The sequence below is a fragment of the Paenibacillus sp. YAF4_2 genome, assembly GCF_052113225.1.
GTDB lineage: Bacteria > Bacillota > Bacilli > Paenibacillales > Paenibacillaceae > Pristimantibacillus.
On record NZ_JBFRCT010000004.1, the window covers coordinates 39079 to 64926 of the forward strand.

At 47.4% G+C, this 25848-nt stretch carries 20 protein-coding genes; 3 read left to right on the forward strand and 17 right to left on the reverse strand.

Annotated elements, in window-relative coordinates:
- Positions 1 to 62 precede the first annotated feature (62 nt).
- A complete protein-coding gene (locus AB4Y93_RS10665) occupies positions 63 to 1061 on the forward strand; it encodes an AraC family transcriptional regulator (RefSeq protein WP_441891674.1) in 999 nt (332 codons plus the stop codon).
- A 346-nt stretch (positions 1062 to 1407) separates the two neighbouring features.
- Here AB4Y93_RS10665 and AB4Y93_RS10670 read toward each other — a convergent pair whose 3' ends face one another.
- The 9 genes from AB4Y93_RS10670 to AB4Y93_RS10710 all read right to left on the reverse strand — a co-directional run bounded on the left by AB4Y93_RS10670 (position 1408) and on the right by AB4Y93_RS10710 (position 15840).
- Positions 1408 to 2544, reverse strand: a complete 1137-nt coding sequence (locus AB4Y93_RS10670; protein ID WP_441891676.1) for a bifunctional cystathionine gamma-lyase/homocysteine desulfhydrase — start codon at positions 2542 to 2544, stop codon at positions 1408 to 1410.
- 14 nt (positions 2545 to 2558) lie between these two features.
- Positions 2559 to 3476: a PLP-dependent cysteine synthase family protein gene (locus AB4Y93_RS10675; RefSeq protein ID WP_441891678.1), complete on the reverse strand. Its 918-nt coding sequence runs from the start codon at positions 3474 to 3476 to the stop codon at positions 2559 to 2561.
- A gap of 43 nt (positions 3477 to 3519) precedes the next feature.
- Positions 3520 to 4161: a class I SAM-dependent DNA methyltransferase gene (locus AB4Y93_RS10680; RefSeq protein ID WP_441891680.1), complete on the reverse strand. Its 642-nt coding sequence runs from the start codon at positions 4159 to 4161 to the stop codon at positions 3520 to 3522.
- 168 nt (positions 4162 to 4329) lie between these two features.
- A complete protein-coding gene (locus AB4Y93_RS10685; protein ID WP_441891682.1) occupies positions 4330 to 6570 on the reverse strand; it encodes an ATP-binding cassette domain-containing protein in 2241 nt (746 codons plus the stop codon).
- A 174-nt stretch (positions 6571 to 6744) separates the two neighbouring features.
- Positions 6745 to 7803, reverse strand: a complete 1059-nt coding sequence (locus AB4Y93_RS10690; protein ID WP_441891684.1) for an S-layer homology domain-containing protein — start codon at positions 7801 to 7803, stop codon at positions 6745 to 6747.
- Between the two features lie 55 nt (positions 7804 to 7858).
- Positions 7859 to 12370, reverse strand: coding sequence for a glycoside hydrolase family 3 C-terminal domain-containing protein (locus tag AB4Y93_RS10695; RefSeq protein ID WP_441891686.1), 4512 nt, complete (start codon positions 12368 to 12370; stop codon positions 7859 to 7861).
- Positions 12371 to 12735: 365 nt separating this feature from the next.
- Complete coding sequence (locus tag AB4Y93_RS10700) at positions 12736 to 13956, reverse strand: MFS transporter (RefSeq protein ID WP_441891688.1); 1221 nt, start codon at positions 13954 to 13956, stop codon at positions 12736 to 12738.
- Between the two features lie 70 nt (positions 13957 to 14026).
- The gene (locus AB4Y93_RS10705) at positions 14027 to 14626 is read right to left on the reverse strand and encodes a TetR/AcrR family transcriptional regulator (protein WP_441891690.1); all 600 of its coding nucleotides are present in this window, start codon (positions 14624 to 14626) and stop codon (positions 14027 to 14029) included.
- Positions 14627 to 14796: 170 nt separating this feature from the next.
- Positions 14797 to 15840 carry an oxidoreductase gene (locus tag AB4Y93_RS10710; protein ID WP_441891692.1) on the reverse strand — a complete coding sequence of 348 codons (1044 nt, stop codon included), beginning with the start codon at positions 15838 to 15840 and terminating at the stop codon, positions 14797 to 14799.
- A gap of 177 nt (positions 15841 to 16017) precedes the next feature.
- On the opposite strand from AB4Y93_RS10710, the gene AB4Y93_RS10715 reads away from it, so the two are divergent.
- Complete coding sequence (locus tag AB4Y93_RS10715; protein ID WP_441891694.1) at positions 16018 to 16776, forward strand: DeoR/GlpR family DNA-binding transcription regulator; 759 nt, start codon at positions 16018 to 16020, stop codon at positions 16774 to 16776.
- A 79-nt stretch (positions 16777 to 16855) separates the two neighbouring features.
- On the opposite strand, the gene AB4Y93_RS10720 is transcribed toward AB4Y93_RS10715, so the two are convergent.
- The 6 genes from AB4Y93_RS10720 to AB4Y93_RS10745 all read right to left on the reverse strand — a co-directional run bounded on the left by AB4Y93_RS10720 (position 16856) and on the right by AB4Y93_RS10745 (position 22272).
- Complete coding sequence (locus tag AB4Y93_RS10720; protein ID WP_441891696.1) at positions 16856 to 17788, reverse strand: glycoside hydrolase family 43 protein; 933 nt, start codon at positions 17786 to 17788, stop codon at positions 16856 to 16858.
- A 108-nt stretch (positions 17789 to 17896) separates the two neighbouring features.
- Entirely contained in the window at positions 17897 to 18757 is an 861-nt protein-coding gene (locus tag AB4Y93_RS10725) for a sugar phosphate isomerase/epimerase family protein (RefSeq protein ID WP_441891698.1), read from the reverse strand.
- A 71-nt stretch (positions 18758 to 18828) separates the two neighbouring features.
- Positions 18829 to 19593, reverse strand: coding sequence for a sugar phosphate isomerase/epimerase family protein (locus AB4Y93_RS10730; protein ID WP_441891700.1), 765 nt, complete (start codon positions 19591 to 19593; stop codon positions 18829 to 18831).
- Positions 19594 to 19623: 30 nt separating this feature from the next.
- Positions 19624 to 20628 (reverse strand): zinc-dependent alcohol dehydrogenase, encoded by a 1005-nt coding sequence (locus AB4Y93_RS10735; protein ID WP_441891702.1) that lies wholly within the window; start codon positions 20626 to 20628, stop codon positions 19624 to 19626.
- A gap of 2 nt (positions 20629 to 20630) precedes the next feature.
- A complete protein-coding gene (locus tag AB4Y93_RS10740; RefSeq protein WP_441891704.1) occupies positions 20631 to 21557 on the reverse strand; it encodes a helix-turn-helix domain-containing protein in 927 nt (308 codons plus the stop codon).
- Between the two features lie 148 nt (positions 21558 to 21705).
- A complete protein-coding gene (locus tag AB4Y93_RS10745) occupies positions 21706 to 22272 on the reverse strand; it encodes an AAA family ATPase (RefSeq protein ID WP_441891706.1) in 567 nt (188 codons plus the stop codon).
- Between the two features lie 150 nt (positions 22273 to 22422).
- On the opposite strand from AB4Y93_RS10745, the gene AB4Y93_RS10750 reads away from it, so the two are divergent.
- Positions 22423 to 24186, forward strand: coding sequence for a glycoside hydrolase family 2 protein (locus tag AB4Y93_RS10750; RefSeq protein ID WP_441891708.1), 1764 nt, complete (start codon positions 22423 to 22425; stop codon positions 24184 to 24186).
- A gap of 88 nt (positions 24187 to 24274) precedes the next feature.
- Here AB4Y93_RS10750 and AB4Y93_RS10755 read toward each other — a convergent pair whose 3' ends face one another.
- Together AB4Y93_RS10755 and AB4Y93_RS10760 are read right to left on the reverse strand one after the other, a co-directional pair.
- Positions 24275 to 24907: an ABC transporter permease gene (locus tag AB4Y93_RS10755; protein ID WP_441891710.1), complete on the reverse strand. Its 633-nt coding sequence runs from the start codon at positions 24905 to 24907 to the stop codon at positions 24275 to 24277.
- A 14-nt stretch (positions 24908 to 24921) separates the two neighbouring features.
- On the reverse strand, positions 24922 to 25845 hold the full coding sequence (locus AB4Y93_RS10760; RefSeq protein WP_441891712.1) for a glycine betaine ABC transporter substrate-binding protein: 924 nt from the start codon (positions 25843 to 25845) through the stop codon (positions 24922 to 24924).
- Between the last annotated feature and the right edge of the window lie 3 nt (positions 25846 to 25848).

Sequence of the window (25848 nt, forward strand, 5' to 3'; positions counted from 1 at the left end):
CTAACAATTCCGCTTTTACGGATATCGTTCTCCGATTTACAGATGATGAAGACAGGGGGATTATGGTGAACCACCAACAGCTCGATAGGTATTTAAAAGAAGTCAATGAGACGGAAGCAAGGCAGCTCGAGTGGAAGGAGAACGTGAATGACATTCCTTCTGCACCACGGCAGCGGGAAATAACCGTCCCCTTCCGGATGCCGGATTCTCCTTTTTTCACCAATGGGCCGATTCATATTCGCAAGCATAACCGCTTTGCTCCGATGCCGCCGCATTATCATGATTTTATCGAGCTGAATTATATCTATTCCGGAACGTGCAGGCAGACGATTAATGGTGAAGAAGTAATGCTTCGAGAGGGACAAGTTTGTCTTCTGGATTCCGAGGTTGTTCACAGCATTGAAGCTATGGGGGAAGATGACCTGCTCATTAATATAATCATGAAGAAAGACACCTTCACTTCCTCCTTCTTAAGTCGTTTCGGATCGAGGGGAATTGTCTCGGATTTCCTGGCTAATGCGATTACGGAGAATACGAATCATAACCGGTACATCGTCTTTGAGTCGGAGGGGCATAAGGACCTGCAACTTTTCATGAAAAATATGATGGGCGAAGCGTTTGGCAGCCGGGTCTACGCTCAGGAGATGATCTATAACTACACCATGCTCATCTTTACAGAATTAATGAGAGTTTATACTGTCAGAACGAACAACGAAAGTCTGCAAGGGGCTGCCAAAGCCGACCTGATCCAGATTCTCGATTATATTGAGAAGAACTATCGGGACTGCAGCCTAACCCAGCTGTCGAAAGCCTTCAGCTTTAATGCCAATTACATCGGCAATATGCTCAAGAAGAGAACCGGCAAAACGTTTATCGAGCTGGTCAAAACCCAGCGTCTGATCCATGCGGCGGGCCTGCTCGCGAACACAGATCGTCCCATTGAGGACGTTGCCCATGATGTGGGATACAGCAGCCTCGGATTCCTCTACCGAATATTCGCCGAGCAGTATCAGATGACTCCTATGGCTTATCGGAATGCTCGGCGAACTGGTGCGACATAAAGCTCTTCTTTGTTACTTGAAGTCAATATTCTGAACAGCCGCATTCATATTTCCCGCACTCTTGTCTCATACACGTTAGGTTGGATTTTGTCCAATGAAGCTCCATTTACTTGCTAGACAAGGTAGGCTAGGTTGGATTTTATGCAGTTAAAAGCTGCCGCTTGCCCCTTTTGAGCTATGACTTGCTGAATAGACTGGAGCAAATCCAACATAAGTCCAGCCTAAGTAACCGCAAGTTGAATTAGACTGTAGTAAATCCAACTTAAGCCTCCTGATCGGACTTAAAGAGCAGCAAAAAAGGCTGTTCCACCAGCCGAACTGGCTTGGAACAGCCCCACTCCCCACACTACTCTCCCAAACTCTGCACCAGATCTGCGATCAGATCCTCACGGTCCTCAATGCCAACCGAGATGCGGATCAGCCCGTCAGTAATGCCAAGCAGCTCTCTCCGCTCCTTCGGAATTGACGCATGCGTCATTCGTGCAGGAACAGAGATAAGGCTTTCTACCGCGCCTAAGCTTTCAGCAAGTGTAAAATATTTCACTTTCCGCAGCACTTCCGCTGCCCGATCCGCGCTTCCGACATCAAAGGAGATCATTCCACCGAAGCCAAGCGCCTGCTGCTTTGCCAGCTCATGCTGCGGATGCTCCGGTAACCCGGGATAATAAACCTTCCGTACCGCTGGATGGTCAGCAAGAACACTAGCGATTGCGCGGGCATTCGCCTCATGCGCCTCCATACGAAGCCCTAAAGTCTTCATCCCCCGCATCAGAAGCCATGAATCATGAGGACCAAGCACGCTGCCAACGGCATTCTGAATATAATGCAGCTCTTCGCCCAGCTTCTCATCAGCCGTTACAACCAGCCCAGCAACAACATCGCTATGCCCGCCTAAATATTTGGTCGCCGAATGAACAACAACATCAGCGCCAAGCGTCAGAGGTGTCTGCCAATACGGCGTACCAAACGTGTTGTCTACGATAAACATCAGGCCTTGAGTCTTCGCCCAGGCAGATACAGCAGCAATATCCGTCAGCTTCAGCAGCGGATTCGTTGGCGTTTCTACCAGCAAAGCTTTGGTGGTAGGCCGCACAGCCTCCTCTAGCGCAACCATATCCGCCGTATCTACGAAGGTAGCCTCGATGCCAAGCCGCGCCAGCACGCGAGTTACGATCCGGAACGTTCCGCCATACACATCATCGGTTACAAGCAGATGATCACCGCTATCGAGGCGGGACAGCACCGTATGAATAGCGGCCATCCCCGAACTGAAGGCGAGCCCGCGCGCTCCTCCTTCAAGCTCCTTGATCAATTCCTCCAGGGCATGCCGTGTCGGGTTGCCTGTACGTGAATATTCGTAGCCGCGGTGAACGCCAATATCATCCTGTTTATAGGTGCTGGTCTGATAGATCGGCACACTTACCGCACCTGTATGCGGATCAACCGGCGTACCGCCGTGGATCAGCTTCGTTAATCGCTTCATCCCTTGCAGCCTCCTTACTCCCCGTAAATCTGCTTGCTGAGATACCTCTCGCTGCCATCCGGGAACACCGTAACAATCCGGCTATCATGCGGGGCAAGCTCCGCTTCCCTCAGAGCAGCTTCAAGCGCAGCACCGGAAGAGCTTCCAACAAGCAGTCCTTCCAGCCTTGCCAGCTCCTTCACACGAGCAAAAGCATCATCATCCGATATCGTATGAATGGCATCGAAATAAGAAGGATCCATAAACGGAGCAAGCTTTTCCACGCCAATACCCTCCGTCCGGTGGGAGCCTGCCGCTCCGCCTGCCAATATCGAGCCCTCCGGTTCAACAATCACGGTCTTCACAGACGGACTTTGCTCCTTCAAATAGCGAGCTGTCCCCATAAAAGTACCGCCGGTTCCCGCACCTGCAACAAAGATATCAATCTGCCCCTCCAGCTCCTGCCATAGCTCTGGACCAAGCGTTGAATAATAGGCAGCAGGGTTAGCCGGATTGGAGAACTGTGACGGTGTATACGCTCCCGGAATGCTCCGTACAAGCTCTTCCGCTTTACTTATTGCTCCGAGCATTCCTTCTGAGGTTGGAGTATGGACGACTTGCGCACCAAGCGCACGCATCAATGTTTGCTTCTCGATGCTGAATTTCTCAGGTACAACAAACATCACTTTATAGCCAAGCCCAATTGCGGCTAGTGCCAAGCCAATTCCAGTGTTGCCGGCTGTCGGCTCTATTATGGTTCCCCCGGGCTTCAGTTCTCCCCGCTCCGCCGCGTCGTTAAGCAGCGCAAGCCCAAGACGGTCCTTCACGCTGCCCCCGGGATTCATCATCTCCAGCTTAGCGAATAACCGGATACCTGCGGGTAACGGAAAACGGGTCAGTTCAACGATTGGTGTATTCCCGATCAGCTCACGGACATTGCGATATACAGCCATGTAAGCATCTCTCCTCTGCTGTTCCCATCTGGAGGTGCAGTTTCTAGGCCAGCTTGACTGCTTCCAGCAGCCAGACATAACGATTGAGGCGGGTGAAGCTGACCGTAAATCCATGCTCCATGAACAGCTTATTCAGGATCTCCAAAGACGTATAATATTCCGTGCGCAAATCTTGATAAAGATTCAAAAATCCCGCTTCAAGCGCAGATTGTTCAATCTCATGCCGCTCCTCCGCACTTGCAAATGACGTATCTGCAAATACAACACGCCCTCCAGGGGCAAGCAGCTGGCTGTACAACGCGACTGCCCGTTCTTTCTCCACATCCGTCAGATGGTGAAAAGCATACGTGCTTACAATCGCATCAATCGAAGCAGGCAGCTCTGGAAATTCCAAAAAGTCGCCGTCCAAGAGCTCCATCGGCAGTTCCCGCTTGAGCACCTCCCGGCGCATCCCTTCTGAGGGCTCTATTCCGTATACCTTATCGCTCTTCGCAAGCAATTTCTCGGTCAAATTACCTGTGCCAACGCCAAACTCTACAACCGTGCCGCTTACCCTATCCGCTACCGCTTCAAGGATGCGGTCATATCCTTCGAATACTTCCCGATATTCCACATCTTCCCCGGCAACCGTACGATCATAAGACTCCGACCATTCGTCAAACAGCGCTGTAAACTCTCTGCCCATCTGTACGCATGCTCCCCTCGTGCTGCCACAATGTGTTGCTTGCTATCAGCATATGTAGCCGGGCTCTATATGTTCTCAATATCCAATCCGTTTAATCGGGTTTAAAAAAGAAACAGCCCTGCTCAGCTTGACCAATAGCATCAAGTGAACAGAGCTGTCTATTCTAGACTACAAATACTTTGCCGTAACCGAACGCTCGCAGGTTAAGATCCCTGCCGGCGGTCCTTCGTATATCATTTCCCCGCCGCCTGAGCCGCCATCCGGCCCCAAATCAATAATCCAATCACTCTTGCGGATCACGTCCAGATTATGTTCAATCACAATTACGGTATTCCCCTTCTCGACCAGCTCATTAATAATATTCAAAATGTTGGACACATCCGACATATGAAGACCGGTTGTTGGTTCGTCGAGAATATAGATATTACCTTTCTTATTCAGCTCTTTACCCAGCTTCAGCCGTTGGCATTCGCCGCCTGAGAGCGTTGAAAGCGGCTGGCCTAAAGTCAGATAACCAAGACCCACCAATTCCAGACCCTTCAGCTTAGTCCGGATATCTTTGGCTTCGAAGAAGTCTTCTGCTTCGGTAATCGTCATTTCCATCACTGCGACAATATTTTTCCCTTTGTACTCATATTGAAGCACTTCCTGTTTGAAGCGGTTGCCGTTGCATTCGCTGCATTCTATCTCCACCTTGTCCATAAATGACATGTTCAGCTCAATCGAACCTGTTCCGTTGCAGGCCTCGCAGCCGCCCTCGGAGTTAAAGCTGAACAGCCCGGCCGATACGTCATTAGCATCCGCAAATGCTTTACGGATCGACCCCATAATGTCTGAATAGGTTGCTGGATTAGAGCGGATATTGCCGTTCACCGCACTTTGATCAATTCGAATCGCCTCGGGAAAATCATGCGCAAACACTTGATTAACAAGTGTACTTTTACCTGAGCCCGCTACACCAGTAATAACCGTGAAGACGCCTTTGGGAACAGAGAGGCTGACGTTCTTCAAATTATGAAGGCTGCTTCGCTTGCTTTCATAGAATTCCGAGACTGGCCTTGGATTAGCATTTAATTCCTCATGACGGGTTAAATACTCGCCTGTAAGGGTTCCCGATGTGAGCAAGCCCTCGTAGCTGCCGCTGTACATAATCTTTCCGCCGCCTGAGCCAGCTTTGGGTCCAACATCAATGATATAATCTGCCACTTGAATGACATCCGGATCATGCTCGACGACGAGTACAGTGTTGCCTCTGTCACGGAGCTTGACCAGCAGTTCATTCAGACGGTATACATCTCTTGGATGCAGACCCGTACTAGGCTCATCGAAAATGTACATTAGCCCGGTTAAGCTGCTCGACAGATGCTTGACCATCTTCACCCGCTGGGATTCACCGCCGGATAAAGTAGCTGTCTCCCGAGTTAAGTCCATATAGCCAAGTCCGATTTCAACCAGGTTTCGGAGTCGTTCCACAAGACCATCCACGATCGGCTTTGCCACCGGGTTGTCGATGCGTTGCAGTACATGAATCAGCTCATCCAGCTGCAGGACGGTCATGTCGTAAATCGAATAACCCATCATTTTGGAGGATAAAACCTTCTCATTATACCGTTTGCCCCTGCAGACAGGGCATCTGCCGGTCGTTGTAAACTTGCTCAGCTTATCGGCCCCTTTGGAGGAAGTTACCCTGTCGGTCTTTACATTCTGACGCATAAACCGGACGGCAAGCCCCTCATAGGTGGCATTAATATCGCTCTCCTGATAAGTGACGGTAACCTTCTGAGGCTCTGCGAACAGCAGCTTGTCCAGTTCTTCTTCACTAAAGTCTTTAATCTTCTTATCGTTATCGAAGAAGCCTGATTCCCCGTACGACTTCCACTGCCAAGTACCTGGCGCAAAAGCCGGAAGCAGAATAGCTCCTTCGTTTAATGACTTGTCCATATCCAATGCGGCTTCCACATTTAGCGTAATCGACCTGCCAATCCCTTCGCATTCGAGGCACATACCGCTTGGATCATTAAAGGAATAAGCGTTGCTGTAACCGATATGAGGCTCGGCAAAACGCGAAAACAACAGACGCAGTAAAGAGTTAATGTCCGTAACTGTACCAAGCGTAGAACGGGCATTACCTCCCAGACGTTTCTGGTCGATTACAATCGCCGTAGCTAAATTTCTAATTTCATCAGCTTCCGGCCTGCTGTAACGCGGCAGGAAAGTCCGGATAAAGCTGCTATACGTTTCATTTAACTGCCTTCCTGCTTCCTGGGCAATCGTATCAAATACGATGGATGACTTGCCTGAACCGGATACCCCTGTGAAGATCGTGATCTTTCCTTTCGGGATCTGTACACTGACGTTCTTGAGATTGTTCACTCTTGCGTTAACGATTTCAATAAAATCCTGATTCATAGATTGGTATAAGCCTCCTTCGAATTTGGCACTACTCTTTCAGGCAGATGTTCAGTCTATCAGTAGGAGATACGAGATTTCAAGCGAAAATATTCAGTATTCGCAAACTTTACGCAGAATATACGAATAAGCCCGGAATCACTAGGATTCCGGGCTTCTAACGTGCAGCATTCGCTATTTATTATAATCAACAATTCGTAAGATCATCGTCACAGCCTCGGCCCTATTCGCAGAATCTGCAGGTACAAACCTGTTATTGCCCCGGCCGTTCACGAGACTGGCTTTAACGGCAGCTGCAACAGCCTCCTTCGCCCAAGACGGTATGCTGTCTGCGTCTGCGAATGTAAGCTGACCGGCTTGCTCGGTATCCAGCTTAAGCGCACGAACTGCTATAACAGTCATTTCCGCACGGGTAATCGGAAGATCAGGACGGAACGTTCCGTCTGCAAAGCCCTTGATCCAGCCTGCAGCCACTCCGCTCTCCACATAAGGCTTCGCCCAATTGCCGATTTTGTCATTATCCTTAAAGGCTGCAGCTGAATTATCCCCATTAAGAGGTAATTGCAGCGCACGCGCCATCATCGTCACAAATTCCGCCCTTGTAACCTGCTTAAGCGGTTTAAACGTACCATCTGTATAACCATTGACGAAGCCAAGCTTAGCCGCTCTAGTAATGGCCTCCTTCGCCCAGAAGTTTGCAGCAACATCTTTAAATTCGCCGCTGACATTCGTGGAAGCCAGGATATTCACCTGTAAGGTTTTATTTGGCGTTTGCTTATCGGCCGTCAAATCCGTGCGGACAATCTTAACGGATTCAATAACTACCGAAGCCTTTCCTTCTGCTAGTCCATTAAACGTAAAGGCAGCTAGAGATTTAGCCCCGGAAGCACCTGAAACCGAACCCACCTTTGTATAAGCGAAAGTCACTTTATTGCCCGATTTAATAGGAGAGATTGCGAAGCCGTTCTGTTCGGATGTATTGTTTTTCGGCAAAACATTATTCGCTGATTGAAAAGTAAGCTTGCTTGTATCATAAGAAAGGACGATCTCATAACCATAAACATCCTTCAAATCATTCCCATTAACCGTTACGATTAACGCTTTATTCAAGCCGACGCTAGTCTTATCCGTGCTGATAGAATAAGAAGCTGCTGCCGCTGACACCGAAGTAACCGCAACACCGGACAATAGCAAACATAAGGCGATTGTAGATAAGAACCATTTCCGCAGCATCGATAATCTCCCCCATGAAAGCAGGAGGAAGGGTCACCCCCTCCTCCTCTTTGAATTAAGATTGCAGAATTTTTTGCGCGATCATGACGAGGTCGGAAATATCGATAACGCCGTCATTATTAAGATCCATCCGTTTTATCGCATTCCAATCTGTAGATTGCGATGTTTTGCCATAGTTGACGGACACTTGAGCCAGATCGAGCACGCTGATTCTATTGTCACCATTAACATCGCCTACAACCTGCGTTACAACAAGCTGCTTGAACGCTTGAAGCGCTTGGCTAAGTGCTGCAACAGCATCTTGAACCTGCTGCTCAGTTGGTGTACCTCCAGCAACCGTAATCGCTGCATCAATTGCCGCTTGCAAAGTTGCTTTGGAGCCTGCAGGGTATTGACCAAGTGCTGATCCTTCAACTGCAGCATCATGGAAGGCTTGTGCTTCTGTGATCTTATCAAGCAGCGCATGATTATTGACGTACAGAATTTGAACGCTTAACGAATCACCAGGTTCTGCCGTAATCTCCGTAGTACCATCCGAGAATACAGCGTTTGTGATCGCGAAGGCTGCTGTTTGGTTTTGCGTGAGCGCCTTGGCTTTCAAATTCAACTTAATCACATTACCATCAGCTGATACGGCATGGTCCGGACCTTCACTGACAAGCAGGATCCGCACCGTTCCAGGATCATCCGAATCTGTACCAACAATGCTCACACCATCCGCCAGAGACTCCGCACTTAGGAACTCAACCGCACTGGAATCATAGCTTACCTCGATATCCTGAGCGAGCAGCGGTGAAGATACATGGCTTAAGCCAATGTTAAGGCTAAATGGAGCATTGGAGTAGACTTGATTGACTCCGTTCAGGGAGGCTTTAAAAGCACCAGCAGCGTTGACAACCAGTGAGTTCGTCACTGAAATCGAAGTCGTATTGGCATCCGTAACCGTAATCGTCACCGTATACGGGCTTGCTTCATTTGTTCCTTCCGCAGGAGTTCCGGTAATTCGTCCGGTCGCTGGATCGAAGGTCAAGCCATCCGGAAGTCCCGTCACGCTCCATGTATAAGGAGTTGTACCGCCAACTGCGCCAAGCGTGAGCTGCTGATCATAAGCACTGCCGATCTCTGCGCCGGGCAAAACGGCATTAGCAGCCGGAGAGCTGATCGTCAGCTCATTTTCCGTCACCTGCATGCTGTCGATACGCAGATCCGGAGAGTCGAACACGACGTATACCGTGTGCTGCCCTTGCGGTGCATCGTCAATTGCTGCTTCGACTTCTGTAAATCCAAGCTCTTTAACGGTTTGGTCCGCCGCAGTCGGCATCGTGTAGGTGGATACACTCGTTACCGGCACTGCGATTGTTGCAAATGGCTCATTAGTTGGAGAGTCGGCTCTTAACGTAATGCTGCCGCCGCTTCCATTGCTCGCAACGCTGGCTACAAGCGTGTTCGCTCCGGTGAAGTCCGCTTTCGGCATGGCTACCCAGGAGCCTTGTTTCTTCGAATTAACCGTGTAGTATTCGCCTGCTACTTTGTCGTCTCTCAAGCTCTCTACCGTCCGGGCTTTGGAAGCCTCCGAATAGTTCACATAACTTGCAGCAAAGGCATGATCGAACACATTAAACTTCTCTGTTGCAGGGAGGGTAGAGAGCTGGTCACCTGCAATCGTAATATTGCTTGTGTAGCGGATATCGTCTGACGAGTGGCCTACCATAAGCGAGTAGGAGCCGTCCTCTACGATGTAATCTCCCTTATTCACATCCCAGATAGCGAGRTCCTTAGGATCTACAGTCAGAGTGACCACTTTATGTTCACCTGCTGTAAGCGATACCTTCTCGTAACCAACAAGCTTCTTCTGAGGTGTCTCGGCACCGTATGCAGAGCCATTTTTCTTCGCATACAGCTGTACTACTTCTGATGTTGCAATATTGCCCTCATTCGTAATTTCGACGGACACGTTGAATGGCGAGCTGCTGCTGGTTGTAGACGGAGAGACGAAGTCTTTGTAAGTAAATTCAGCATAACCAAGTCCATATCCGAATGGATACGTAACCGGAGCACTCGTATACATGTACGTTAATTTCGTTTCTACCGGATCTGCATTAAACATATCAACCGTATAACGCGGATCGATCTGGCTTAATGTTGTTGCATTGCCTTCTGGAATCGAATACTTATCGATTGCTGGAAGTGCGGACATATCTGCATACCACGTGGAAGACAATCTTCCCGTTGGTGCATAGTCGCCATAGAGCACATCAACAAGTCCTTGCGCATCGAATTCGCCGGAATAAGGCTGTTCTACGATGGCAGATACGTTAGGATCATTCTGAATAGCTTCCATAATAACCGGCGAGCTTGCAAGCAGAACCACAATCGTTTTCTTGTTCTTCGCTGCGAAAGCAGCGGCTGCATTCTTCACCAGCTTGTAATCATTAGTGCCAAGGTACAGATCGGCACGGTCATTGCCTTCTGCCGCACTGTTACTTGGATGAGCGCCTACGAATACAAGGGCATAATCTTGTGTTTCGGCCAATGCAGCTGCGTCCGCGCCTGCTTCCTTCACTGTTGTTTTCTCGAACTTCACGTCATCGCCGCGTGTATTCAAGTTCGTTTGATTGCCGATAGCTGCAGCGCCAGTTGCGATCTTGCCATCCCCTGCAGTTGTCAGGAATCTGCCGCTGTATACACCCGTCTGGAAGCCTAATCCGCCTGAGATAATGGATACGGAATTATCCGCGTTGCTCTCGAAGCGAAGCTTGGCAGGCACGGTGCTGTTATTGCCCAGAGAAGTAAGGGTAGACCAGTCTGGGTTTGTCAGCAGCAGGCTTGCTGTTGCCGTATTCCCAACAGCCGAGTTATTTGCGGTTGGAGCTGTCACCCAACGGTTATTTTCCTTCGAGACAAGACTGGTTGCTTGCTGACCCCAGTCATAAACCTCGAACAGCTGGGCATTGTTGAATGTTTCTCCGGCTGGCGTATAGTCAGCTGACAGTTGTGCACCTGCGGCAGTTCCAGCAGTCAGGTACTTGCCGTTTGCCTTGGATTTAAGTGCGATAACTTCGCCGCCTGTATTAAATTGAACATTGGAAGTGCCAATCGTGCTGAGGATAGAGAATAATGGTGTTTTGCCTGCCGTCGGAAGGCTTGGTGTGCTTGCCGAGTATTGGGCCTTCATACGCATATCGGCGTAAGCACCGATAACAGCTGCTTTTTTGTTTTTCGCAAGCGGGAGCGCATTGTCCGTATTTTTCAACAGAACAACGGTTTCTCTCGCAGCCTGCTGAGCAACCTCTTGATGGGCCGTGGTGCTGAAGCTGGTGAGATTAGAGGATACATCCTTTGCCTGGCTGGCAAACGGATAATATTTAGGAATACCATTCTGATCCACTTCGTTAAATATACCTGCGCGGACAAGCTGATTGATAAGTGGACGACCAGATGCTTGAACATCCTGCAGGGTAATGCCGTACAAACCTTCTTTGACAGCGTTCGCCAGCGTCACGACATCCGTCTTATCGGTGCCGCTTGCCCGAACAGACTCCGAATGACCAAGCACCATCAGCGCAAGCGCATGTTTGCGGTCCAAGGTGTACTGGGTATCATAGCCGTTCCCGAAGCTTGTGTTATACAAATGCTGCTCCCCGTTAAAATCCGGCGAGGAGTACATGCCATATTTGGCTATGTTATCGCCCAGAATCATGTAAGGAGAAATAAGGTTTGGAATGCCGTTTGTGCGGCCGAATGAAGTCATGATGCCAGATACTGAACCCGACGCTAATCCCTTAAACGCAGATGGAGTCTGATACTCGTAAATGGATCTCGCTCCGGCTGCCGTACTGGAAGATTGCCGGAACCATTCCGCGTTGTACATGGAGAAGTGCTTGGTTCCTACAATGGCCCGGATCCAGAAGCCGTCTTCACTCGCGCTTTGATCCGTACCGGAGAGACCTGCTGCCATATTGTCGATCATCGTTGCCGACAAATACGGATCTTCACCATAACCCTCCGGGAAACGTCCGTTGAGCGGGTTAATACGCATATCCGATAACGCAGTGAAAGCAATCAGTCTGGAAGTACTAGAACCGTTGTGAATATTAGCTGTGCCTTGTTTTACATTGTTTTGGCTGATTTTCTCACTGCCCATCACTTGCCCTACTTGCGTCAGGAGCTCCTTATTCCAAGTCTGCCCCAAGCCTACAAGAGCCGGAAAATCGGTCGATACACCGTACACGTTATCTGCTGCGGATATGCCCCCAGGTACGGTTTTCCCCTTGACCGGATTGTCATCCATCACGAACGTATAGTTGTCGCGGATACCCGTTGCATATAAAGCCGCGCCTTCAAGTCCGACATAATTAAAGTAAGTATCGACGAATGCATCCAAGTGCGAAGGAACTCCATCAAACAATGGCATTCCATCAAAGATGCCGCCAACCTGCGTGTTAAAGCTAACCGCATCTGCTGAGACTTTACCAGGCATTACCTGCAGCGAACCGCTAAGCAATAATGTACCCGCCAATAAGACCGACGTTACTCTTCTTCTCTTTAACCCCTTCGTACTGACCATGCTGACACCATCCTATTCATCCCAATTTAATGATTGTGACTGACGATGGATGCTTGCTAAGCTTGCAACGGCTAGCCTTCCTCCTCTCGGAAGTAAACAACTGATTTGTCGACACCTTTAGTGTAAACGCTTACTTCAAAGTCAGTAAGCGCCTCTTTTTTTGGGATAAGTTGCTCATTTTTTTGATAATGGCATTAAATAAGTGTAACGGCTGCGCCGTCCTTAGGAGGAGCAGCAAATGTTTCGCGGAAAAATATAAGCCCTCGTATAGAGAAAATCTATACGGGGGCTTATATTTTAAAAAAAAGCAGACGCCGGTATAAAATATACCGACATCTGTAGGAAAAAACGGAAAATCAATGAATTTACGAAGATGAACGTGCTCTCTGCAGACTGCGCTTCTTCTCCCGTAAGGTCAGCATGAAGCTTAGCAGCAATACGATACAAGCCAGTGCGTACGGGTAGTTGATATCTAGATCGAACAGGAATCCTGCGATGATCGGACCTGCAATATTGCCAAGGCTGGTGAAGGCAGAGTTAAGACCGGCTACATAACCCTGTTGATCCCTGGCCACCATCGACATCTGGGTACTGATCGCCGGACGCAAGATATCGATTGCGAGGAAGATAATAAACGTAACGGCAAATACCATCCAGAACTGATGGACAAACAACGTCAGCGCAATAAATAGGCCGGCAAACAGCAGGCAGACCGAAATGACACGCCTTTCACCAAACTGCTGGAGGATCCAGCTGAAGATGGTCACCTGGACAACAGCACCAGCGATCGAGCCAAACGTAATAATAAAGGCGATATCCTTAGGCTCATAGCCGAATTTATGATCCACGAACAATCCAAATACGGTCTCAAAATTAGCAAGGCCAAAGGACAAGACAAATACAATAATTAAGCTTAAGAAATAAGGCTCGCGATAGGAATGCCTCAGTTGGCTGAGAAGGCCTCCCTGTCCTTTTGCTTTAGTCGTAGACGGAGCTGTTGAGGACTCTCCCACATCCTTTACCGGTCTCGACTCCCGCAGACTCACCAGATTGATGAAGGCTGCAACAAGACCTGCTGCCCCCGCAGCATAAAACGGTGCACGAATCCCGAATTCGGCAATATAGCCGCCAATACCGGGACCGATAATAAATCCGGTTGTAATCGCTGCGTTGATAAAGCCCATACCTTTGGCACGTTCTTCTTTGGTTGTAACATCAGCTGCATAAGCCATAACCGCAGGCATAATCATGGCTGCCGCAATGCCGCCCAGTAACCTCGACACAAACAGCAGGACGGAAGAAGAAGCAAATCCGAACAATGCTTCCGATACAGCAAATAAGATCATGCCGATGACGATCATCTTTTTCCTGCCGAATTTATCCGACAGACGGCCTGCAAGTGGCGAGAACAGAAGCTGTGTCAGCGAGAAGGCAGCGACAAGAAGGCCAACTATTCCCCCGGTAATACCAAGCGTCTCCATGAACTTCGGCATGATCGGGATAACGAGCCCAATCCCCGTGAAGACTAGCAATAAATTAAACATCAGGATGAGCATTGCTCCCCGATTTTTTAGCAATAGCGTCATTCTATTTCCCCCCGATTCCATGCTGTCATAATACTGAATATTCATTCTAGATTATTGCGTAAAAAAAGGCCTAGCGGCCCGTCTTGGCAATGCCGTGCAAGAACACATCCATCGCCAGCCGGTAAGCCGCCAGCGCTTCATCCCGTTCCATTCTTCTCGTATGCTGATTTAGACCGTACATCAGACTATCCAGAATAATAGCGAGTCCAGTCACATTCGTCGTTTCGAATTCGCCATTATCGATCCCCCGCTGCAACAGCTCTCGGTTAAAATCAATATAACCTTTAACCATCTCATTAATGCGCTCTTCTACTTCAGGATTTTTCTCTGCATTGTAAAAAAACTCATCAATGGCCTTAGTAAGAGGGTGATTCAGCTGATCTTCCGCCAGATGCTCCGCCATACCATACAGCTTTTCGATGGTAGTCGGATAGAGAGGCTCCTTCGCCAGCCAATTCACCTCCCACTCCGTATTCCAATCCTCGATCAGATGCAGGAACAAGCCTTCCTTGCTCTTGAAATGATAATAAATGTTGCCGGCACTGCAGCCGGTTGCCTTCACGATATCTTCAATGGAAGTCGCCTTATAGCCCTTCTGCACGAATAAAGCTCGAGCGGCATCAGCTATCCTCTTCTTTGTCTGCTCGGTTTGCTGCTGCTTCTTATTCACTTAGTCTTCACCTCTATCTAGTAGGATGATGCATGTAATAACACTGAACGTTTATTCAGTATTCTAATCGATAATGGGATTATTGGCAACTCACCTATTCTAAGGAATCCTCAGACGCTTAAGCCAATTCATCAATTAGCTTCTGGTACAGCCCCTATTTCACCTATGTGTTACACAAAGGGCAACGCTCTTTTTTCCGCGCTGCTTTGCATCGCGAGTTCAATGACTCTGATCGTATTCCTTGCATCCTCTGCCTCAACCGGCACAGGCTTATTGTCCGTTATCGCTTGGTACATCCCCTCATAGAAGCGTTCATAACTTCCTTGCTCAGTCTCAACCTTACTCGTTTCAGCCTTGCCGTCAGTCATTAACGTAAGCTCGCCGTACCATTCTTCCCGGTCTTTGCCCCAATCCGGCTGCCCCGGCAGGCCGCCCTTCCGCAGCATCTCCTCTTGCGAATCCAGACCATACTTGATAAAGCTGCCTTGGCTGCCGTGCACCTGGAACCTTGGACCATGCTGCATGACAAGAGAGCCGCTATGGAGAATGACCCGCATATTCTCATACGTTAATACAAGATGGAAATAATCAACGACCTCGGAGCCTTTTCTTTGTGCAAAAAGATCTGCATACACGCTTGCCGGCTTCCCGAATAAATGCAGCGCTTGATCAATCAAATGTGCTCCCAAATCGTACAGCATGCCTGACCCAGGGCCAGCCTGCTCTCTCCATCTGTCGGATACTTGCGGCCGGTAACGATCATAATGTGTCTCGTATGAGGCGATATCCCCTAATGTACCGGAGGCAATAAGGCTCTTGACGGTGAGAAAATCATTATCCCATCTCCGGTTCTGATACACGCTGAGCTTCTTGTTTTGCTTGTTGGCTGTCTCGATCAAATCGGTAGCTTCTTCCGATGAAATAACGAAAGGCTTCTCTACAACAACATGTTTACCGGCAAGTAAGGCTTGCTTGGCAAATGGATAATGCGTCTGATTAGGTGAAGTTATAATAACGAGATCGATGCTCTCATCAGACAGCATGTTATCCAATGAATCTACGACTGCCGCATTTGGCAAGTATCGCGCCACCTTTTCCGGGTTGCTTGAGACGACCTTCACAATGTCCATTCCATCTATAGACTGGATGATTGGAGCATGAAAGACTTGTCCTGATAATCCAAAACCAACTAATCCTACGCTCACTTTGTTCATTCCCGAGCACTCCTTCTCCGTAATATCTTTTCACCAGTATAAGAGATTACATGCAGGTTTTCAATGAAATTTAATTATTTTACTTATATTTATAAGTGAAATACGCACAAAATAATTGTACATAAGACGCCCGCTTGCTTATAATGAGAGAAGAAGCACTTATAAGGTGGGCATTATATGAACCAAGAAGAACGGATCAAATCGATCATCGAATATTTGAAGCTGAATCAAAATATAAGTATGACCGATATTTGTAAGATGTATGAGGTCTCCTACGATACAGCCAGACGTGATCTGGTCAAAATGGAATCGGAGGGTCTGATCCTCCGCGTACGGGGCGGTGCGGTATTGCCTTCTATGACCAAGCATATCAACAGTTATAAAGAACGGCTCACTGATGCTGGCTGCAAGCGTTCCATTGCATTGTCTGCGGTATCGTTAATCAAGAACGGTGATTATTTGATGCTCGATACAGGAACTACGACGCAATATATCGCCGAATTCATGTCCACTCAAGACAATGTCGTGGTTACCAATTCCATTGATATCGCTGCAATTCTTTGCGACAAGCCACATACGACAACCCATATGCTTGGCGGCGAGCTTCACGCCTGGCATCGATATGCATTTGGACCACGCACAATCGAGATGCTAAGCGACATCCGAGTAGATAAGCTCTTTTTGGGGACATGCGGAATTACTGCCGAAGGCTTATTTGCACCTACAGTGGAAGAGGCTTATATGAAACGGGAAATGATCAAGCGGGCTAATCAGGTTATTCTTCTGGCAGACTCAGCCAAATTCGAGAAAAACCTTTTTCACCGCGTATGTCCATTTGACGATATCGACGTACTAATCACAGACGCCGAGCCGCCTGCTCCATTTAATAAAATATGCAGCGAATACGATATTCAAGTGATCATTACATCGGAGTAAACAGCTGCTAATAAACACAACAAAAAAGCTTAGCATGGAGTACTCAATGCTAAGCTTTTTTGTTTTACTTGACTGCCGTTTACTTGGCGGCCGACATGCCCCATGCTTTCACTAATGCTTTATATTCATTACCAGTAAGGTTCAAGAAAGATCCATGTCTCTTCTTTGCTGCTCCAAGGTCGTACTCTTCCGTGTTCAGAATACGGAACTGTCCGCTGGACAAATCCTCGGTAATGAGCGGTAAATACCCTTTGCCGGCTGCATATTGATCAACCATCAGGCACCATTCATTCCGATCATTAAATTTGAACACCTCAGGCCCTTCAACCCCAAACAGATTGTCCAAAACAGATGAGCTCTTAACCACGAATGTATCACGGGATAAGGAGCTGCTCTCTTCTACCGTAATACACTTCGTTGTTTCATCCTTCGAGTAACGATAATACGTATTACCCTCTTTGATAATCGTCGTGTCAATGACATGATTGCCACGCTCGATATATTTCTCAGGCTTCGTGAAGGTAACAAAGTCCTTCGTTCTGGAGCTGTAAATGATCTGCTTAGGCTCCTTGTCTCCCTCTTTCACCATCGAGGCCCAGAACATAAGATGTTCACCGGCTTCCTCATCAAAGATCGTTTCCGGCGCCCATACACAGCCCGCATACGGAAGATCAAGCTCTACACTTCTTTCCCTGGACCAATTCACTAGATCAGAAGACTCCCAAACAATAATTGAGCGGCTGCCGCGGTGTTGCGCAGTATCCCAGCCCTTATCACTTGCAATCCGCAGATCCGTAGCAATGATATAGAACTTATTATCCAACGGAGAACGGATGATAAATGGATCCCGCACTCCCTTTTCACCAATACCAGATTTTAATACAGGCTGGCTTTGATTAAGATCATTCCAGTGCAATCCATCCTGACTTACAGAGAAATAAACCTGCTCTCCATCCTCATGCTCCCCGGTAAAATGCACAAAAAGATAAGCTTCATAATCCAATGACATCATCTCCCCCTCCTACCTCTACATATTAGGATATAACGGGGCAGCTTGATAATCACTTTTTATGCTATGAATTGACCTATTGTGCTTTGCTAGCACTCTACTAACGGACAGTTACTTTATTTCCGACCAAAGTCTTCTAGCTGTATTCAAAAAGAACAACGACTGCTCCCAACGATCGCTAATTTCATTGGTACGACCGGCGTATTCATCTGTCGTTATCGCATAGGACGGCGGACCAAGCTCTACAACAAACGGCAGCACATCTCCTTCTCCCGCTCCCGATTGCCAATTCTTCATGCCGTCGCTCCACCAGCGTTCGAAGTGTCTCATCATAGGGTGTTCTCCTGCTTTCCCTACGTCGACCTGCACCTGCTCACCATTAGACACCCGGGCATGAAAAGCCGAGCTGCGTGTCAGAACAGTCTGGATTAACTGCTCCGCTTCGTCCGAAATGGTATGCAGCTCGCCAGCCACCACATAATGAGATAAATCAATCGTCAGGCGAAGAGTATCAAGCGCTTTGATGTAATCAATCGTACGTAGTAGATCCTGAGTAATCGTACCGCGATGCGTCTCGATATAGGTTGGAATTCCTGCCTCCCGAGACAAAGCATCAATAGAATGGAGAAGCTGAACAGCAGGCTCATCTATTAGAAAAGGCGTCATCACTTGAACATTGATATGTTGAATGCCGCCATACTCTTTTGCCCTTTTCAGAAATTTCTCCATATCTTCAGAAGTCTTCGGATAAGCATTCACGCTAAAAGATAAATGATGGCGCTCCAGGAGACGTCTCCATGTATCTTCATCCTGAGGAGATGGGATAAATCCGTTGATGCCGTCAAAGCCCGCTTCCGCAATCATTTCCACCTGTTCCTGAGTGCTGCGTACTTCTCCAGCTGCAGGTAGCCCCGACATCCCCCACCATGACATCTGCATATCGAGCCTTGAAATCGATTGATTCTCTTTCATGCGTTCTCCCCCTAAATAAACATATAGTCTAGTATAGGGAATAGACGTAAGAAGAGGCAGTATCGATTCTGCTAATGACTGACCGTATCCTGCTGTATAAGCTGCAGGTTTCTGTAACTGATGGCGAGACTTTCAAGAGGGTCTCTCCGGCTCATATCTTGCTCGACTACGAGCCATTTTGTACCGATCTCTTCTGCCTTCTGGATGATGGTATTAAAATTCAAAATGCCTTCACCAATCTCTGCAAAAAAGGCTTCCTCCCCTGCTTCAACGTCCTTAATGTGCAGTAAGGGACAGCGATTACGAAGCTTACCGAGATATTCGATAGGATCCAAGCCACCGCGATGAACCCAATAGGTATCCAGCTCCATTTTTACATATGAAGGGTCGGTCTCCTGCAGAAGGATATCCCAAATAGAGATGCCGTCAAACTTCTTAAATTCCCAATCGTGGTTATGATATAACAGCTGCACTCCCCGTTGACCTAATCGGGCACCGATCTCATTAAGCTTGGCAGCTTTAATGAACACATCTTCTTTTGAATCAAAATCTAAGGATAGCGCTGCATATTTCTCTGCGTCAACTTCTTCCAGATAATCAACCATACTGTCCGAATTTGATTCAAGCTCCTCTAACGATGAATGACATCCGATTACTTTTAGATCAAGCTCATCCAGAAGTGATTTTTGATCAGCAATGGTCATCCCTGTTGGAGGTGGGCCAAGTTCAATCCCTTTATATCCGATTCCTGCTATTTTTCTTAACGTTCCGCTATAATCCTTTTGAAGTTGATCTCGAACGGTGTACGGCTGTACAGCAACTGAAATGTTAGGCATGGATATAAACCTTCCTTTCCTAGTAACATTTTAAGACCAATCAAATAAGACCCCGTGATAATGATCCTTGTCATTGCGCAGTCCTTCGTAAGCTTTAGCCGCTTGCTCAGGCTTTACAATATGACTGATTAAAGGTTCGATGGCTAGCTTGTTACGTTGCATGAGGTTAAATATGATTTGAGAATTCCTCGTTAAGGAATGTTTAACATACGAATCTGGTTCTACCGGAAATCTCCATTCATGAGCACCCTTGAAGGTAATACAGCCGTGTCCGTCCAAATGTACGTAGTTCAGAAGTTCTGTTATATTCCCCAGATACTCGCCCCGCGGACTACCAAGCAGCACAACTTCACCGTATTTCGCTACCCAAGGCAATCCTTCCGTTACGACCTTTGGAATACCAGTGGCATCGATTAAAGTCGATACTCCTCTTCCTTGGGTAATCTCGGCAATTTGCTCCTGCACTTTGGAATCTGACGTTATTGTATACTGGATTCCGGATGCCTTAGCTGTCTCCAATCTGTTACTGGATAAATCTATTCCGATAACAGAAGCGCCTTGTAAAGCAGCCAATTGGGCAGCCATGTTACCAATAAGACCTAAGCCGGTTACAGCCACATGATCGCCAAGCTCAATATCGGATATTCGAAGAGAGGTCATCGCCACGGAAGCCATTCGGGTAAAAGGTACCCAGTGGAGCGGCAATTCTGATGGCGCTTTCAAAACTATCCCGCTCGTTGAAATAACGGAGTACAAGCTATGATCTCCATAGTGAAATATATATTCACCCGGCTGAAAACCATGCACCTCTTCGCCGATTTCGATAATCTCGCTTACTGACGAGTATCCCGGAAGACCCGGCATTGCGAACCAGCCCTCATTGCCAGATAAACATGCAAGCTCCGTCCCTGGGCTAATTAAGGTGAATTTCTTCTTCACTAATAATTCCTGCTTCCCTATTTTCTCGATACTCAAGACCTCTTCAAGGGTCTCTACCTGCCATGGAGCGGTGAATACAATTTTCTTATTATTCATTCCTAATCCTCCTGAAAAGAATTTAATTCAAGCTGTTTGCGGTGAATGCCGCTTGCTGAATAAGTCTCAATAAACTGACTTGCGGTTAAACCCACAATGGTTTTAAACGTTCTGCTAAAAGCATGGATCGATGTGAACCCTGCCATTTCCGAAATTTGAGTAATAGATAGGCTGTTTTCAAGCAGTTTTCTTTTTGCTTCCTCAATGCGAACATAAGTCACATATTTATGAATGGTCATTCCCAGCTGCTCTTTAAAAAGATGGGATAAATGATTGGTCGATAACCCGGCATGTTGACTAATTTGCTCCAGGTTTAACTGAGGATTACTGAAATCCTGTTGAATATAAAAGATAGATTTCTCGATGGAAGCCCAGCCTTTTGTTTTCCTCCCTGTTCCTTCGTTCGATTCATGCTGATTTCTCAAAAAGTAGATGAGCAATTCCAGCGCCAGCGATTTCATAAAAAGCTGATGATAAGGGCGCTTGCTCCTAAATTCCTGATGAAGGAGATGAAATCTCTTATGCACCTCTAAGCGATGCGCAGGGTGGATGCACGAAATTGGGTATAGAGTGGATAAAAGTTCTTCTTCCGGCTTAATCACGAATGGCTGTCCTTGCGAAACCCCTGTTTGCTGCCACTTGCTTTGGTCTTCCCAATGAAATAAATCAAAATGAAAGATGTACTGAATCAAGGGCTCGCTGGACACGGATCGTATAAAATGAAGTTTCATCGGCGGAAATAGAATAGCTTCCCCAGCCTTTAGCTGATATTGAATGCCATCCAATAGAATCTCGGCTTCTCCTTGTTCTATGTACGTATAGACATGATCGTAATCCACCCATTCCCCAACGAGATAGTCAGATTCCGTAATCTTTACGGAGCGTACAAATGGCGACAGCCGTTCGATTCCAGTGATGTTACGTTCCATGTTATCCTCCGTGATGGTTGGTATAATTCCGTTACACTCTTTCACATGTTCGAGTACTCGTTAGAACTATCATATTGAAATTGATACGATAAGTCTTTAAATAAGAATACGATTATTTAACAGAAACACCGATTTTATTTACCCCTATTCATATCCCACATCTGGAGCGGACACGCTCTAGTAAATCCGCATAATCACACTCGGTTGTTGTATTCAACTCAACGATTGTTCCGCCGATCGACATAGGCTCAAGTTTCTCATGTAAGAGCCGCTCCTTATTGCCCACTTGTTCAATCCACTCCTGGTCCCGATGACCAACATGCCGTTCTGCAGATCCCATCCGGGAATAATAACGTTCTAGCAGCACTTCTCCATCGGCTCTGCACATAATCTGAAACGGTTCATAATCATACGCCTGTTTCAACTTAAGAAACTCAGCACCTCTTAATTCCGGCCTGCCAAAAAAACCTTCAATAATCATCGACTGTCCAGCCGCCAGTAAGGTACCCGCAAAAGAATACATAAACGTAAAGGCTGCTGGTGCCAGCAAAGGCGGTGATCCATGGGTCCCACAATCTAATGCATCAAACAGGGTCTCATATATCCCGTCCCGAGACAATAAGGGCAGCCGTACGTCTTGAGAAAGCCGCTTGGCTAAAGTTGTTTTTCCCGCACCAGGAAATCCATTGACGATGATGATTAAAGGTTTATTCATAATTGTCTTCCTCCCTTATTAGTTAATTAAATGGTTTATTAATTAACCTTTATATTGACATAATGTATATCCTAAACCATAATATGAACTAGAATCATAAAGTTATTACTTATTATATTAACCTAATGGTTAACAAAAGGAGAGAAAAACATGACCAGCACGCACAAATATGTTAAGGATTATCCACGGCCGCAATGGGTGCGCGACGAATGGCAATTATTAAACGGTGAATGGAGCTTCCGCTTTGATGATTCGTTTGAAGGCGAACGCAGCAAGTGGTACAGCAAGCTGGATGCGGATCTGAAAATCCAAGTTCCGTTTACATATGAAACAAAAGCAAGCGGAATCGGCGAGGAGAAATTCCATCCGTGCGTCTGGTACGAACGTAATGTCAATATACCAGAGGAAACGGGAGACAAGCGTGTGATTCTCCATTTCCAAGCGGTAGATTATTTGGCAAAGCTATGGGTGAACGGCGTTTATGTCGGTTCGCATGAAGGCGGATATGCCGCGTTCTCCTTTGATATTACAGATGCTGTGCAGCTTGGCGGAGACAACCGCATCACTCTCCGTGTTGAGGATAGCAACAGCAACATGCAGCCACGCGGCAAACAACGCTGGACCGATAAAAACTACGGTTGCTGGTACGTACAGACGACTGGCATTTGGCAGTCCGTATGGCTGGAATACGTTGATGAATACCATGTTAATAGAGCGAAAATCACGCCTAAGCTGGAAGAAGCATCGGTTACATTCGAATATGAACTGGGCAGCATGATCCGTTCATACGAAGGGCTGACTCTGCAGACGATTATTCGATATGATGGCAAACTGATCCGCTCCATGGAAATGAATGCAGACCGAATGTTCCTGAAGCTGGACTTAAGCGTCATGAACGATGTTAACGAGTGGAAGATTCATTCCTGGCACCCGAATCATCCGAATTTGTACGATGTAGAGGTTGTTCTGAAGAAAGACGGCCAGCCAGTTGATACCGTATACTCCTATTTCGGTATGCGTCGTATTCAGATTAAAGGTGACCGTATTTTACTAAATAAGCAGCCGCTTTATCAACGTCTTCTACTCGATCAAGGCTACTGGGAAGATACGCACCTGACGCCTCCATCCGAGGAAGCAATTATTGAGGATATCGAGAAAACGCTGGCGCTTGGCTTCAACGGCGTGCGTAAGCATCAGAAGCTCGAGGATCCAAGATACTTATATTGGGCGGACCGCAAGGGCTTGCTCGTCTGGTCAGAAATCGCGGCTACTTACGAATTCGGAGATGACGCAGTAGAGCGGTTCACTAAAGAATGGATGGAAGTTGTTCGCCAGCATTACAACCATCCAAGTATTGTGACTTGGGTGCCGTTTAATGAATCGTGGGGCATCGGACAAATTTTCACGGACAGGAAGCAGCAGCAGTTCACGGAGTCGATCTATCATTTGACCAAGTCATATGACCAGATGAGACCTGTCATTGTTAACGATGGCTGGGAGCATACCATCTCGGACATCATCACGCTGCATGACTACGAAGAGCTTGGCTCCGTGCTCGAAGCACGTTACAAGGATAAAGACGCGTTGCTCAGCAATGACTTCGCCCATGACAAACACCGCTACCCATTCGCTAACGGCTATAGCTATCAAGGCCAGCCAGTTATTATCAGCGAATACGGCGGGATCGCCTTCACGAGCGAGTCTGGATGGGGCTACGGCAACCAGGTGAAGAATGAAGAAGATTTCCTGGCCCGTTACGAAGGCATCACCCAAGCGATCAAAAACCTGGATTACGTCAGCGGCTTCTGCTACACCCAGCTGACCGACGTACAGCAGGAGGTTAACGGGTTACTCACCATTACTCGTGAACCAAAGATTGATATGGAGAAAATCAAGAAAATTAATTTGAAATAATAAAAAATGATTAAAGACAAAGAAGGTACTGCTCTCCGGAAATATGGAGTCAGTACCTTCTTAGTTTCTTCTTTATTTTGAAGACGATCTATCTGCTCGCAACCTCCGCCCTATTCTGAAGTCGCTCTAAGGCAAGGTCAGCAAGCAGCGCCAGAATCGCGGCAGGAATAGCTCCTGCGTACAGACGAGCAGAGTTGTTCATATTGATACCCGAATAAATCTCCCGTCCCAAGCCGTCCCCGCCTACAAGCGGGGCAATCGTTGCCACGCCAATTGCAATAACCGCGGCGATTCGTATGCCCGTCAGCATGAATGGTAGCGCAAGTGGCAGTTGAACATTCATCATGATCTGCAGCGGGCTCATGCCGACACCTTTGCCCGCTTCCATAATCGACTTATCCACTTGGGTCAATCCGACGTACGTATTCCGAATGACCGGCAGCAGCGAATATAAGAACAACCCAACAACTACTGTTGTCGTCCCAAGGCCAAAAACAACCATCAAGAGCACCAAGAGCGCAAGGCTCGGGAATACTTGAATGATATTCGCCACCGTCAGAATAATCCGCGCGCTCACCCGATTTCGCGATGCCATAATACCTAGAGGAATGCCAACGACAAGCGCAAGCAGCAAGCCGATCAGCACCATCATAATATGCTGCCCTGTGAACACTAGCAGATCAACCCAATTTTCTCGCACATAGCGGAAAAACAATTCCATCTCGCTTCACTCCATTACTTCAGCAATCCGATCTTTTTCAAGTAATCCTCGGCTACCCTTTTCTCATTCCGTTTATTCACATCAACCTCGTAGTTCAGATCAATCATTGTCTTGGCATCCAGCTTGCCAATGAGAAGGTCAATAACCTCCTGGAGCTCCGGATGTTTCTCCAATACTTCCTTACGAATAACAGGAGAAGCATCGTAAGGCGGGAAGAAATGCTTATCATCCTCAAGTGTAACAAGCTCATACTGCTTAAGGCGTGCGTCTGTAGAGTAGGCGACAACGATGTCCATTTTATTCGTTGCAATGGCACTGTAGACAAGTGCAACCTCCATTGGGTACACCTTGCCGAATGAAATGCCGTATACTTTCTGGAAATCTGCATAGCCGTCACCAGCACGCTCCAGCCATGACGTATCGACACCAAGCCTCATCGACTGTGCTTTATCTTTCACATCAGATATAGTATGAAGCTGCTCCTTCTCCGCCAGCTCCTTACGAACCGTGAACGCATACGTATTCTCAAAGCCATAGGAATCAAACCATTTGAGCCCATAATGCTTATCGAAGCCCTCTTGCGCCTGCTTTAGAATACTGGCCCGATCATTCGTGCGCTCAATCGGGAAATAATTATCCAGAATAATTCCCGAATAGAGCGACGCCATCTGAATGTCATCCCTTGTTAAGGCATCAAGTACAACCGTGCTTGTCGCCAAATCAGGCATAACCTTCACCTTCATATCCGTCCGATCCTCAATGAGGAGCTTGTACATATTCGCGAGGATCTTTGGTTCAGAGAAGGTCTGTGTCCCGATAATAATCCTATTGCCGTTACCGCAGCCCGATAGCAAGATACAAACTGCGATTAACGCAGCTCCTAACGGAGCAAGTCTCGCCTTGCCTTTCACTCGTATTAGCATCTGTTTACGTCTCATTCC

Coding starts and splice junctions, on each gene's coding strand:
- AB4Y93_RS10665 (WP_441891674.1), top strand. CDS start 63: ATGGTGAACCACCAACAGCTCGATAGGTATTTAAAAGAAGTCAATGAG.
- AB4Y93_RS10670 (WP_441891676.1), bottom strand. CDS start 2,544: ATGAAGCGATTAACGAAGCTGATCCACGGCGGTACGCCGGTTGATCCG.
- AB4Y93_RS10675 (WP_441891678.1), bottom strand. CDS start 3,476: ATGGCTGTATATCGCAATGTCCGTGAGCTGATCGGGAATACACCAATC.
- AB4Y93_RS10680 (WP_441891680.1), bottom strand. CDS start 4,161: ATGGGCAGAGAGTTTACAGCGCTGTTTGACGAATGGTCGGAGTCTTAT.
- AB4Y93_RS10685 (WP_441891682.1), bottom strand. CDS start 6,570: ATGAATCAGGATTTTATTGAAATCGTTAACGCAAGAGTGAACAATCTC.
- AB4Y93_RS10690 (WP_441891684.1), bottom strand. CDS start 7,803: ATGCTGCGGAAATGGTTCTTATCTACAATCGCCTTATGTTTGCTATTG.
- AB4Y93_RS10700 (WP_441891688.1), bottom strand. CDS start 13,956: ATGACGCTATTGCTAAAAAATCGGGGAGCAATGCTCATCCTGATGTTT.
- AB4Y93_RS10710 (WP_441891692.1), bottom strand. CDS start 15,840: ATGAACAAAGTGAGCGTAGGATTAGTTGGTTTTGGATTATCAGGACAA.
- AB4Y93_RS10715 (WP_441891694.1), top strand. CDS start 16,018: ATGAACCAAGAAGAACGGATCAAATCGATCATCGAATATTTGAAGCTG.
- AB4Y93_RS10720 (WP_441891696.1), bottom strand. CDS start 17,788: ATGATGTCATTGGATTATGAAGCTTATCTTTTTGTGCATTTTACCGGG.
- AB4Y93_RS10725 (WP_441891698.1), bottom strand. CDS start 18,757: ATGAAAGAGAATCAATCGATTTCAAGGCTCGATATGCAGATGTCATGG.
- AB4Y93_RS10730 (WP_441891700.1), bottom strand. CDS start 19,593: ATGCCTAACATTTCAGTTGCTGTACAGCCGTACACCGTTCGAGATCAA.
- AB4Y93_RS10735 (WP_441891702.1), bottom strand. CDS start 20,628: ATGAATAATAAGAAAATTGTATTCACCGCTCCATGGCAGGTAGAGACC.
- AB4Y93_RS10740 (WP_441891704.1), bottom strand. CDS start 21,557: ATGGAACGTAACATCACTGGAATCGAACGGCTGTCGCCATTTGTACGC.
- AB4Y93_RS10745 (WP_441891706.1), bottom strand. CDS start 22,272: ATGAATAAACCTTTAATCATCATCGTCAATGGATTTCCTGGTGCGGGA.
- AB4Y93_RS10750 (WP_441891708.1), top strand. CDS start 22,423: ATGACCAGCACGCACAAATATGTTAAGGATTATCCACGGCCGCAATGG.
- AB4Y93_RS10755 (WP_441891710.1), bottom strand. CDS start 24,907: ATGGAATTGTTTTTCCGCTATGTGCGAGAAAATTGGGTTGATCTGCTA.
- AB4Y93_RS10760 (WP_441891712.1), bottom strand. CDS start 25,845: ATGAGACGTAAACAGATGCTAATACGAGTGAAAGGCAAGGCGAGACTT.